The sequence below is a fragment of the Pedobacter glucosidilyticus genome (genome assembly GCF_002483235.1).
GTDB classification, from domain to species: Bacteria; Bacteroidota; Bacteroidia; order Sphingobacteriales; family Sphingobacteriaceae; genus Pseudopedobacter; species Pseudopedobacter glucosidilyticum_B.
Genome location: NZ_DLHN01000012.1, coordinates 74,602 through 87,662 on the forward strand (window position 1 = coordinate 74,602; position 13,061 = coordinate 87,662).

A 13,061-nucleotide genomic window follows, 5' to 3' on the forward strand; every position below is an offset into this window, starting at 1 on the left:
GATGTTTCAAAACTTTAAAAACTACATACAAAATCATTCTGACATTACGGATGAGCAGTTTATAACAATTAGCGGCTATTTAAAATCTAAAGTCATTAAAAAAGGAGAATTTGTATTGAGACAAGGAGAAATTTGTGGCTATTCCTTCTTTGTTTCTAAAGGTTTATTGCGCTCTTACACCATTGATGAACAAGGTAAGGAGCATATCATCCAATTTGCACCAGAAGATTGGATTATTGTAGATAGAAGCAGCTATTTTTTTAATGAACCTTCAGAATTGTTTATTGATGCTGTAGAGGATACAGAGCTGGTGATGCTAAATGAAGATTTTATCACCCAAGCCTGCAATATAAGTACTGTTTACCGAGCTTTTAACCATAAAGCCTTACACAGTCATATCAGGCATCTGCAAAAAAGAGTGAACCTTTTATTAGGAGCTACCGCAGAACAACGTTATCTGGATTTTATCAAGCTTTATCCAGAACTTACGCTACGTTTACCACAATGGATGATAGCTTCTTATCTGGGGCTTACGCCAGAATCTTTAAGCAGAGTACGTAAGGAGTTAGCCCGAAGAAACTTCAAACCTCATTAATTTCTTATCATACATCAATGCCCAGCTTTTTTCTTTCCTGTAAATTTGAATCATAAAATTTAAAGATGATGAAAACTAAAAGCATTGAACATATTTTTACTCCGCCAGCCCCACACATGGTAGGCGATGGTTTTAGAGTACACAATTTTATACCAGGAAGCTATGGTTTAAGCATGCAAAGGATGAGTCCTTTTATCATGCTCGACTATAATTCAAAATTTTATTTCCCTCCAACAGATAAACCTAGAGGAGTAAGCGTACACCCACACCGTGGTTTTGAAACGGTAACGATAGCCTATAAAGGAAAAGTTGCCCATCATGATAGCGCTGGAAATAGCGGTATTATAGGCGAAGGCGATGTGCAATGGATGACAGCCGCATCGGGCGTATTACACAAAGAATATCACGAGCAGGAGTTTAGTAAAGCTGGTGGCGATTTTCAAATGGTACAGCTATGGGTAAATTTACCTGCAAAGGATAAAATGTCTAAGCCTAAATATCAAGAAATCACCAAAGAAAATATTCAAAAATACGCTTTGGATAATGATGGCGGTATTATAGAAGTAATTTCTGGGGCTTACCAAGATAAGTCTGGTGCAGCATCAACCTTTACGCCGGTTCATTTGCAAAACGCAAAACTAAATGCAGGTGGAAAAGCGGGATTTTCTTTCCCTGCTCATTACAATACAGCATTATTGGTTATAGAAGGGAGCATTAAAGTAAATGATGAAAAAACTGTAGCTACAGATAATTTCTTGCTGTTTAAAAATGAAGGAGAAGATTTTACCATAGAAGCATTAGAACAAAGCGTTGTCTTAGTTTTAAGCGGAGAACCTATTTTAGAACCTATTGCAGCTCATGGGCCTTTCGTGATGAATACCCGCGATGAAATTATCCAGGCATTTGAAGATGTTAATCTGGGTAAGTTTGGATACTTGGATTAATAATCAGGTGGTTGATAACTAGTTTGAAGTAATTTTTGAGATGTTATTTATAGATTAATTTCAATTGATTTTCATATTGTTACTGTAGAAGACGAAGAAGTAATCTCTTTCTATTTTTATTGCATTATGGGCTGCCAATGACTAATGTTAGCACCAAAAGCTTTAAAAATTAGTTAAGTGTATATAGTTCTTCGTCTTTTGCTTTTAGCTTCTTATCTATGAGCTTTTTAAAAAACGATTATTTACCCCTATAATAACCAATTTTTAACCTTTATCAACAAGCTATTTATAGAATATTTGACATTAGAATAGGTTTTAAAACACTTGATACCTAGCTAACCAATTTTTTATAATAATCATGTTGAGACTTCAATTTTTACTTTTCTTATTTGTTTTTACTGCAAATACATTTGCACAGCAACAGCCTAATATTGTACTTATTTATACCGATGATTTGGGCTATGGAGATGTAAGTTGTTATGGGGCCAACAAAATAAAAACCCCTCATATAGATAAACTAGCTAAACAGGGTTTACGTTTTACCAATGCCTTTGCCACATCATCTACCTGTACACCGTCAAGGTTTTCTCTACTTACAGGTAGATATGCCTGGAGAAAATCAGGTACAGATATAGCTCCCGGAAATGCCGGATTAATTATCCCAACCAATACCCCAACCTTACCTGCAATGCTGCAAAAAGTAGGTTATAAAACCGCTGCTATAGGCAAGTGGCATTTAGGTTTAGGTCCAGATGGTGGACCAAATTGGAACGGCACTATTAAGCCCGGTCCATTAGAAATTGGTTTTGATTATTGTTTTCTTATCCCGGCAACGGCAGATCGTGTGCCAACCGTTTTTATGGAAAATCGCCATATCATCAACCTAGATCCTAAAGACCCTATAGAAGTTGATTATAAGAGAAAAGTAGGAAACGAGCCTACGGGAGAAGAAAATCCTGAGTTATTGAAAATGAAACTTACAGAAGGTCATGCGCAAACCATTGTAAACGGCATTAGCAGAATTGGTTATATGAGTGGGGGTAAAAAAGCACTTTGGAAAGATGAAGAACTGGCTTCCCATATCGCAACGCAATCTGTAAAGTTTATCGCTCAGAATAAAAATAATCCCTTTTTCTTATATCTGGCTACTAACGATATTCATGTACCCAGAGCGCCCAATCAACAATTTGTGGGTAAAAGTGGTTTAGGCCCAAGAGGGGATGTGATTTTACAACTCGACTGGACAGTTGGCGAAGTCGTAAGAGCTTTAGATAGCCTAAAACTTACTGAAAATACTTTGATTATTTTTAGTAGCGATAATGGTCCTGTTTTAGATGATGGCTATGCCGATTTTGCTAATGAAATGCTTAATGGGCACAAACCAGCCGCTTATATGCGTGGCGGTAAATACAGTGCTTTTGATGCAGGCACAAAAGTCCCTTTTATAGCTTGTTGGCCCAAAACCATCAAGCCAGCTGTTTCTTCCGCAGCTTTAAGTCAGGTTGATTTATATGCTTCTTTAGCAGCCCTCACTCAACAACCTTTAGCTGTAAAAGAAGCTCCAGACAGTTTCAACATGTTGGATGTTCTTTTAGGAAAATCTGCAAAAGGCAGGTCTTATATCATTCAGCATGCTGTAAACGGTACTTTATCATTCATAAAAAATAATTGGAAATATATTGAACCTGGTAAAGGTCCAAAGGTGTATCCAGTAACCAATATCGAGAGTGGAAACTCAGAAAATGGATTGCTTTTTAATTTAAAGCAAGACCCATCAGAGCGGGAAGATTTACTTACCCAAAAACCTAAAAAAGCCTTGAAGCTAGCTAAAGAACTGGCAAGTATAAAAGAAAATCAGGCTACCAGATTAAGTGAAAAATAAGCATCCCAAACATGAAAAAAATAGTTTTTATACTTTGCTTGCTTATTGCTACAAAACATCTGGCTATAGCCCAACTACAAGCAGATATTTGCGAAAAAGAAGTGCCAAAAGACTGGCAAGCTAAAAACGGTAAGTTAGCTATCAGTACGCAACATCAGAAAATGGGCGAAAGTTCTGTTGCATGGACTTGGACAAAAGGGGATGAAAGTACTTTAAACATTGTTTCAGATGAGTTTAAAAAGGTAGCATCAGATAAACGCAGTACTTTTGTTTTTTGGATTTATAATGAAAATCCGGTTGCAGAGAAACTAAGTTTTACCTTTTATGCTGCCGACAAAGAAGCTTGTAAATTTGATTTTAACCTCAATTTTAAAGGTTGGCGTACAGCTTGGGTGATGTACCACCGTGATATGCAAGGTACACCGCAATCCAATATGAATCGTTTAGAAATTAAAGCTCCGGTAACAATAAAAAAGGGAACTTTATTCCTAGACCAAATGATGTATCAGGTAAATATCAATCCACGGTCGCCCATGCGAGATTTTCAAGTGCCTTTTGTGAATTTAGAAGGAGACCAAGCGGCCAATGCCCATTGGAATTCACTTTATAAATTTAGCACAACGCCAGACTATTTACCTCTAAAATCCGCTATAACTCCGCAAGATAAAAAAGAAGTTAGCCAAATTTATAAACGTTTCTTAGAAGTAATTCTTCCTTCAAAAAAACTTATAACAGATAGCATTATAAGTAAACTAGAAAAAGAATATGCTTTTTGGAAAATTAAAAGAAACGGGCAATACATTAACGGAAGAACAATTTTTTCTACCAATGATATCGAATTGTCTGATAGCAGAACATTAGATTCTGCAAAAAAGATAAATGCGAAAACCAATATTAACAGGTACAGTAATTTAATGCTTGCTGTAGCAGAAGCCCATCATTTTAGTACTACCCAAACCAATAAAGATAAGCTAGCAACAATGTTTATAAATCTGCTAGACCATGCAGAAAATCAAGGATGGTCTTTTGGGAGTGGTATGGGTGCTTTACATCACTTAGGTTATAATTTAGAAAGTTATTATACGGCATGCTTACTCATGAAAGATGTTATCAAAGCATCGGGCAAGCTTGAGCAAACCTTTAAAAGTATGTTTTGGTTTAGCGGCTTGGGCCGAGCTGTGGAAGTGACAGAAAAAATGCCTGAGTCTAATATTGATGTTTTAAATACACTTTTACAAGGAATGTTGAGTAGTATTTTAATTTTAGATGATACTCCGGAAAAAATGCGCTTCCTACAATATTACTCACGTTGGTTATCTTTCAACATGAAACCCAATGTAGCTATAACAGGTGCTTTTAAACCCGATGGAGCAGTTTTTCATCATGCAACTTTGTATCCGGCTTATGGCGTTGGAGGCTATAATGGTTTAGCCCCAATTGTTTATGTGCTGAGTAAAACAAGCTATCAGGTAGCGCAAGAAGCGCATCAAAAATTTAAAGAAAATTTATTGATGATGCATTACTATACCAATCCTTACAAATGGCCAATCAGCATTTCGGGAAGGCACCCAACGGGAACTTGGAGCATCCCTGACAAACCTTATGCTTACCTAGCACTTGCCGGTACTCCGGATGGTAAAGAGGCTATTGACGAGGAAATGGCTGCCGTTTACTTATTAGTAGCTAAGAAGAAAAATTTGGCTTGGGATAAAAAGTTTAAGCAAATAGGTGTACAAGCTGCAAAACACCCTTCCGGACATTGGAGCTTAAATTACGGTTTATTAGAAATTCATAGAAGAGATAATTGGTTGCTAACCGTTAAAGGTCATAATAGGTATATCGTAAGTCATGAGGCTTATCCTAAAGCAAATGTATTTGGTAGATACTTAAGTTATGGTCATGTAGAAGTATTGTTTCCAGAAACTAAAACCACAACCGGAAGTAATTTTGCTGATAAAGGTTGGGATTGGAACCGCATACCCGGAACAACCACCTTACATGTCCCTCTAGATAAACTAAGGGCAAATATCCTTAATGTAGATGATTATAGTGGGGTAGAAGAAATGCTTTTAACAGATGAAGTTTTTGCTGGAGGAACTTCTTTAAACCAACAAGGGCTTTTTGCCATGAAGCTGAGAGGGCATGATAAATACAATTTAGGAAGCTTTAAAGCTATAAAATCTTGGTTTATGTTTGATAGTTTGTTGGTTTGCTTAGGTTCTGATATTGAGAATAGTATCAAGGAATATCCAACAGAAACAACCATTTTTCAAAACTATTTAAACAAAACCAACGAAGTTGTATTGCTTGATCATCAACCAATTGATTTTCCCGCTCAATTATCAAAAACTTTAACAACGCCAACTTTTGTATTAGATAACAGAGGGATAGGCTATTATTTAGCAGCCAATAATAATATTACGCTAAGTAAAAATCAGCAGCAATCTAGAGATCAAAAAGATACGCAAAACACAAAGGGTAATTTTGCTAGCTTAGTTTTACAACATGGTTCTGCACCAAAAAATGAAGGTTATGAATATGCCATGTTGATTGGTACTGACGCACAAAAAATGCAGACTTTTAAAACGCAAATGTCTGGTAAAACGCCTGTTTATCAGGTTTTACAAAAAACCGCTGATGCACATAGCGTAAAATATACAGCGCAGCAGCTTACAGGTTTGGTACTTTTTAAAGAGAATAGTAAATCAACAGATCCGCTTATCATCAACAACAGTAAAGCTTGTTTAATTTTATATCAGCCAGATGCAGAAAAACTAAATTTAGCAATTACCGACCCTGATTTAGGATTTTACCAAGGTGCTGATGAAACACCGCTAAACAACAATGGTACAAGAAAAGAGGTAAGTATTTATTCTCGTTATTGGTTTAAAACCGATGCTCAACCATCTGTAATACAGTTAGAATTAAAAGGTAATTGGCTAAAAGCGGATGATAGTAAGAAATATGAAGTCGCAAAAACAACACAAGGTAATACTATAATTAAAGTAAATTGTGCTTATGGTTTGGCTACTCGGTTAACATTAAAAAAGGGAAATTAAATGAAAAGAATATATACAGCAGCTTTGTTTTGCACTTTGACAATGTCTGTTTTTGCACAAACTAAGACTAAACCCAATGTTATTGTCATTTTAAGTGATGATGCCGGTTATGCTGATTTAGGTTGTTATGGAGGTAAAGAAATTCCAACTCCAAATATTGATGCATTGGCAAAAAATGGAGTATTATTTACCAATGCTTACGTTACAGCAGCAGTTTGTGCTCCTTCTAGAGCAGGTTTATTAAGCGGACGTTATCAACAACGTTTCGGGTTTGAGCATAATACTTCTACCAAACCTGTTAATGGTTTTCAGTTAAGTGATATTGGTTTAGATCCATCGGTTAAAACCATAGGAGACCAAATGCAAGCCAATGGTTATAAAACCATTGTGATAGGTAAATGGCATTTAGGCGAGGAAGAAAAGCATTTTCCATTAAACAGAGGTTTTGATGAGTTTTATGGTTTTATTGGTGGGCATCGTAATTTTTTTGCTTACAATAAGCAACCTAAAAGAGAGCTACAATTGCTACACAACAGAAAAGCAGTACCAGAAAAAGAGATATACTACCTTACTGATATGTTTACCGATAAGGCCATTTCTTTTGTTAAAGAACATCAAAAAGAGCCTTTTTTTATGTATTTGGCTTATAATGCAGTGCATACGCCTATAAATGCACAACAAGAGCTGATGCAACAATTTGCTCATATCCAAAACGCAGATAGAAGAGCCTATGCAGCTATGATGACTTCCTTAGATCTTAATATTGGTAAATTGGTAGCTACTTTAAAAGAGCAAAAGCTTTACGAAAATACTTTAATTGTTTTCTTAAATGATAATGGTGCTGCAACTAATAACGCTGCGGATAATGGTGTGTTAAGAGGCTTAAAAGGTTCTAAATGGGAGGGCGGCATAAGGGTAGCCTACATCATGCAATGGCCTGCAAAATTACCAGCTAATCAGGTTTATCATCCTATGGTTTCTGCTATGGATATTACGCCAACAGCTATTGCAGCTAGTAAAGGTAAAGCTTTAAAAGAGCAGGTTTTAGATGGAGTAAACCTTTTACCTTTTTTATCAAAAAATAAAAAAGCTGTACCTCACCAAGATTTATTTTGGCGAAGAGGTGTAGCTGCAGCTGTTAGAAGTGGCGATTGGAAATTAATCAGAACAGCCAATAATCCTTTACTCTTATTCAATTTAAAGGATGATATAAGCGAGCAAAACAACCTAGCGAGTACCTATCCGCAAAAAGTGAAACAGCTTGAAAAGAAGCTCCAAAACTGGGAGCAAAAAATGCAACAACCGCATTGGATAAGTGATTATGGCGATGAAAATCAAATCAAAAAACACCGTATGGAGGTGATTGGTAGAGAAATGGAGATTAAATATCCTTAACTAATAAAGATGAAAAAAGTATTTATTACACTATTATGTATAGGTTTTTTACCTTTTTTGGTAAAAGCACAAGCAACTTATCCTTTTGGTACTATCATGAAAAGGATTTTTGATGATGAGAGTAAGTCTTTTGCCAAAGCAGATGCTCGGGCAAAGGCAACTTTAGACGCTTTACAAACCAATGGTAGCTGGAGTAATATCAATTACCAAGCTAGAGATATATCTAATTGGGCCCCCGTAAATCATCTGGAAAATACACATTTCTTAATACAAGCTTATGTGAATAAAGGCGGTAGCTACTATAGCAATAAAGCTTTTTTAGATGCCATCATCAAAGCTTATAAATATTGGTATGCTACAGACCCAAAAAGCGATAATTGGTGGCATAATGAGATTAGCGTACCACAAAGAATAGGTGAATCTTTGATTTTACTCAAGTTTGGCGATAGCTACTTACCAGAAGAGCTAGAAAAAAAGCTTTTAGAACGAATGAAAAGAGGAGTTGCAGAGGATAAAACCGGAGCTAACAAAACTGATATTGCGATGCACTATTTTTATAGAGCTTTACTTACAGAAGATAAAGATTTGCTTAAATCATCCTTAGACCAGCTTTTTGAACCTGTTGTTTTAACCGAAGCAGAAGAAGGCTTACAGCATGATTTTTCTTACCTGCAACACGGACCGCAATTGTATATTTCTGGTTATGGAAATGTTTTTTTAGGTGGTGTAACTAAAATTGCCAACTATGTAAGGGCAACACCTTATGCACTAAATGCAGAGAAGTTGGAGGTTTTCTCTAAGTTTTACAGACAAACCTATATTAATGCGTTTAGATCTAGGTATATAGATTTTAACGTAGAAGGCAGGGGTGTTACCAGAAAAGGAAATCTTAAGAAAACATCAGAAAAATATCGTATCCAAACGGTAAAAGCCATAGATGCTAGTAGAGAAGAAGAATGGGAAACCATCAGGCAGCGAGTAGATAGCCTGGTAGCACCAGATGATGAACTTAAACCCTTTCATCAACACTATTGGAAAGGAGATTACACGCAGCATGTACGTCCGCAGTATTCTTTTCATGTGCGTATAGCTAGTAACCGTACCAAAAGATCAGAAAGTGGAAACAAGGAGAATTTATATGGACGATACCTTTCTGATGGAGCAACCAATATACAAGTAAGAGGGCCAGAGTATTTTGATATTATGCCTTTATGGGAGTGGGATAAAATCCCTGGAACAACCAGTGTAGACAATCCGGAAGATGTTTTATTAGAAAAACAATGGGGAGAATTTGCACTAAATACTTATGCGGGGGGTGTTTCTGACGGTATTTATGGAGCAACCGCCTACCATTTAAATTATGATGGCGTTACTGCTAAAAAGGCATGGTTTTTCTTTGATCAGGAAATTGTTTGTTTGGGTGCTGATATTCAATCGACGAGTGGTCTACCTGTTACGACTACGCTAAACCAATCTTGGTTAAATGGTAATATCCAACTTTCTGTAGGTAAAGCGCAAAAGAAAGATGAGTTAAATGAATACGCTCTAAATAATAACAGTTGGGTACAGCATGATGGTACTGCTTACTATTTTCCTAGTGGGGCAAATGTTAAACTAAGCTCGCAAAAGCAAAGCGGTACATGGCACAAAATCAACAACTCGCAGCCTAAAAATGAAGTTAGCGGAAATGTATTTAAATTATGGATAAACCATGGCAGCAAACCACAAGTGGCTACTTATAACTATATTGTTTTACCAGCTGTAAAAGATGTAAAGGGTTTTAATCCAGAGCAGTTACAAACCATCAGCAATACGGCCAGTCAGCAAGTGGTATATCACAAAGGCTTAAAAATATTACAGGCCGTTTTACACGAAGCTACAGAAGTAAAAACTGATGAGCTCAGTATAAAAACTGATAAACCTTGTGTTTTTATGATTAAAAATGTTAAAGGTAAAAAGACCTTGTACGTTGCAGATCCTTTACAGCAAGAAAAGCAAATTAAATTCACGATTAGCGATGTTAAATCTGGTAAAAAGATAGACTTAACAGTAGAAATGCCACAAAAACCCTTTGCAGGCTCAAGTAAAGAAGTTCTTTTATCTTTATAAGCTTTTTTAAATTGATAGAATAATTGATGTAATAAATTTCAATTATTCTATCATTATAGGTTAAGCCTAATAAGATTCCTCTCCAACTTTTATTTCTATCAACTCCTAAATAAGAGTACCAACTTTAAAAAATCAAGCTAATCTTAAAAAGATTTTATTGAAAACCAAATTCTCAATAAAAGTTTAGTCTACTTCAATAACCTTCCTGTTACAGAGATAAGATGCTATAATTCTTAGAGAAAAAACTACAAAGAATAAGCCTTTTAATAACCTATTTTTGAAATTCATATGCTTAATAGCAATTGTTGTTAAGGTTTTTATAAAAATCTGCAAACCTAAATTATATATGAAGCTCATTCTCAGATTTACAGGATACACTGTTTGTATGATGTTTTCTTTGCTGTTCAACTCGGCAATTGCCAAAACAGCCAAAGAAAAAATTAATGTTGTAGTACCCGCACAAGCTAGCTCAAGGATAATGTTTGGCGCTACACAGTTAGTGAAACAGCTTAATCAATTAGCTTATCAAGCTCAAATTGCTAAGAACAATAAGCCCAATATTAGAACAAAAAATATCATCTTAACCAACCAAAAAACAAGCGGTAAAGAAAGTTATTCGATTATTTCTGATGCTAAAGGAAATATCAATTTAGCTGGTGGAGATGATTCTGGAATCTTATACGCTTTTACTACTTTAACAGAACAAGTTAAAGCTCAGGGTAAATTGCCCCAGAATTTGCAAATCAAAGACAAGCCAGAAATGGTTCTCCGTGGTACGGCTATAGGTTTGCAAAAGCCTGATTATTTACCCGGACGTGATGTTTATGAATATCCATACACGCCAGAAACTTTTCCTTGGTTTTACGATAAGCAACAATGGATAGCTTATTTAGATATGATGCTAGCCAACCGTTACAACTCTTTGTATTTATGGAATGGTCATCCTTTTTCTTCTTTAGTAAAGCTAAAAGATTATCCTTATGCCTTGGAGGTTGATGAAGCCACTTTTAAAAAGAACGAAGAGATATTTAGATTTTTAACCGAAGAGGCTGATAAACGCGGAATTTGGGTGATTCAGATGTTTTATAACATCTTGATACCAAAACCTTTTGCAGAAAAACACGGATTAAAAACTCAAGATAGAAACCGACCTATTATTCCAATCATTGCAGATTATACGCAGAAATCTATAGCTGCCTTTGTAGAGAAATATCCAAATGTTGGTTTATTGGTAACCCTAGGCGAAGCTATGGAAGGGGTAGGGCAAGATGATATTGATTGGTTTACGAAAACGATTATTCCGGGTGTACAAGACGGCTTAAAAGCTTTAGGAAGTAAAACCGAGCCACCTATTGTATTAAGAGCACATGATAGCGATGCGCCTGCTGTTATGAAAGCGGCTTTGCCTTTATATAAAAATTTATATACCATGGCAAAGTATAATGGCGAAGCTTTAACCACTTATACGCCACGTGGAAAATGGGCCGATTTACACCGTAGTCTGAGTAGAATAGGAACTGTACATGTTCAAAACGTACATATTTTGGCCAATTTAGAGCCTTTTAGATATGGCTCTGCAGATTTTATCCAAAAATCTGTACAGGCTATGCACCATGTTTACGAAGCCAATGCTTTACATCTTTATCCACAAGCATCTTATTGGGATTGGCCTTACACAGCTGATAAAGCACCAAATAGATTAATGCAGTTAGACCGTGATTGGATGTGGTATAAAGCCTGGGCCAGATATGCTTGGGATTCTAAAAGAGAACGCTCTTCTGAGATTGCATATTGGTCTCAAGAGTTAGGTGCAAAATACGGTGCTAACCAAGAAACTGGTAAACATATTTTAGATGCTTACGAAGAATCTGGAGAGATTTCTCCAAAACTTTTAAGACGTTTTGGTATCACTGATGGAAATAGACAAACGCTTACTTTAGGCATGCTTACTACCCAGTTTATCAATCCTTTCCGCTATGGTGTTTTTACTTTGATGTACGAGTCTGAGGCGCCAGAAGGCGAGATGATTATTGATTATGCCGAGAAAGAGTGGAAAAAGCAAGGTCATATCGGTGAAACTCCAGTTCAGGTAGCTAAAGAAGTGGTTGAGCATGGTAAGAAAGCTATTGCTGCCATAGAAAAAGCAAAAGCTGGTGTAAAAGCAAATCGGGAAGAGTTTGATAGATTGCTTAATGATATGTATTGCTACGATGCTATGGCAAATTTTTATGCCGATAAAGTAACCGCAGCATTATGGATTTTGAAGTATAAATATTCTAATGATGTTAAAGATTTAGACCAAGCTTTGCCATTTTTAGAAAGTAGCGTTAAGCATTACCAGAAATTAGTTAAACTAACAGAAAACCATTATTTATATGCTAATAGTATGCAAACTAAGCAGCGTAAAATACCTATGCGTGGTGTTGATAAAACTTTTATCCACTGGAAAGAAGTATTACCCGTTTTTGAAACCGAATTGAAGAATTTTAAACATAGTATAGATTCTTTAAAGAGTAATAAAACAGCAAATAATATCGCTGTTAAAGCTTATGAAAATGCGGTTGTTAAATTCCAAGACAAGCAATTGTTTTATACCGTAAAAGAACAAGCTAAGGCTTTCGCCGATGAAGATTTTAAAATAAAAGCTTTAACACCAGAATTGATAGGTTTAAACGCTTTACAACTATCCGCGGCAGCGCAACTAAAAAATGGTACGCAAATTACCTTTACCAATGCTAAGCCTGTAACCGTTTTGGTAGGATTTTTTAATAAAAAAGATGCTCAGTTTTCGCCAACGCCAGAGTTAGAGACCGATGCTAGTGCTAATAATTACGGACAGGCAGAAAGCAAACTTTCTAATGCTGTAATCATAGAAAATTATCCTCCAATAAACGTACATGCTTATACTTTCCCTGCTGGAAAAAATACCTTAAGTTTAGCTAAGGGAAAAGCATTGATTTTAGGTTTTATAGATGCTAACCAAAAGATTAAGATTTTTGATGCAGGTTTAAACGGTAACGGCAGAGACATAGATTGGCTTTTTGGTCATTACGCACCAACTGATGTTAAGTTATAAT

The 13,061-nt window shown here is 35.9% G+C and carries 7 protein-coding genes; all 7 read left to right on the forward strand.

Annotated features, from left to right (window positions below; translation table 11 throughout):
- The first annotated feature begins 1 nt into the window (after nucleotide 1).
- The 7 genes from B2745_RS03000 (at nucleotide 2) to B2745_RS03030 (ending at nucleotide 13,060) form a co-directional block, all read left to right on the forward strand.
- Complete coding sequence (locus tag B2745_RS03000; RefSeq protein ID WP_304063575.1) at nucleotides 2–595, forward strand: Crp/Fnr family transcriptional regulator; 594 nt, start codon at nucleotides 2–4, stop codon at nucleotides 593–595.
- 65 nt (nucleotides 596–660) lie between these two features.
- Nucleotides 661–1,539 (forward strand): pirin family protein, encoded by an 879-nt coding sequence (locus B2745_RS03005; RefSeq protein ID WP_304063524.1) that lies wholly within the window; start codon nucleotides 661–663, stop codon nucleotides 1,537–1,539.
- 358 nt (nucleotides 1,540–1,897) lie between these two features.
- Nucleotides 1,898–3,421, forward strand: coding sequence for a sulfatase family protein (locus tag B2745_RS03010; RefSeq protein WP_304063527.1), 1,524 nt, complete (start codon nucleotides 1,898–1,900; stop codon nucleotides 3,419–3,421).
- Nucleotides 3,422–3,432: 11 nt separating this feature from the next.
- A complete protein-coding gene (locus B2745_RS03015) occupies nucleotides 3,433–6,480 on the forward strand; it encodes a chondroitinase family polysaccharide lyase (RefSeq protein ID WP_304063529.1) in 3,048 nt (1,015 codons plus the stop codon).
- Nucleotides 6,481–7,875, forward strand: coding sequence for a sulfatase (locus tag B2745_RS03020; RefSeq protein ID WP_304063530.1), 1,395 nt, complete (start codon nucleotides 6,481–6,483; stop codon nucleotides 7,873–7,875). It begins immediately after the preceding gene.
- 9 nt (nucleotides 7,876–7,884) lie between these two features.
- Nucleotides 7,885–9,984, forward strand: a complete 2,100-nt coding sequence (locus tag B2745_RS03025) for a polysaccharide lyase 8 family protein (protein WP_304063533.1) — start codon at nucleotides 7,885–7,887, stop codon at nucleotides 9,982–9,984.
- Nucleotides 9,985–10,330: 346 nt separating this feature from the next.
- On the forward strand, nucleotides 10,331–13,060 hold the full coding sequence (locus tag B2745_RS03030) for an alpha-d-galacturonidase (protein ID WP_304063535.1): 2,730 nt from the start codon (nucleotides 10,331–10,333) through the stop codon (nucleotides 13,058–13,060).
- Nucleotide 13,061: the final 1 nt, after the last annotated feature.

What these genes read in the sequence shown, in the direction of transcription:
- B2745_RS03025 (WP_304063533.1), top strand. Translation starts at nt 7,885, where the DNA reads ATGAAAAAAGTATTTATTACACTATTATGTATAGGTTTTTTACCTTTT.
- B2745_RS03020 (WP_304063530.1), top strand. Translation starts at nt 6,481, where the DNA reads ATGAAAAGAATATATACAGCAGCTTTGTTTTGCACTTTGACAATGTCT.
- B2745_RS03010 (WP_304063527.1), top strand. Translation starts at nt 1,898, where the DNA reads ATGTTGAGACTTCAATTTTTACTTTTCTTATTTGTTTTTACTGCAAAT.
- B2745_RS03000 (WP_304063575.1), top strand. Translation starts at nt 2, where the DNA reads ATGTTTCAAAACTTTAAAAACTACATACAAAATCATTCTGACATTACG.
- B2745_RS03005 (WP_304063524.1), top strand. Translation starts at nt 661, where the DNA reads ATGATGAAAACTAAAAGCATTGAACATATTTTTACTCCGCCAGCCCCA.
- B2745_RS03015 (WP_304063529.1), top strand. Translation starts at nt 3,433, where the DNA reads ATGAAAAAAATAGTTTTTATACTTTGCTTGCTTATTGCTACAAAACAT.
- B2745_RS03030 (WP_304063535.1), top strand. Translation starts at nt 10,331, where the DNA reads ATGAAGCTCATTCTCAGATTTACAGGATACACTGTTTGTATGATGTTT.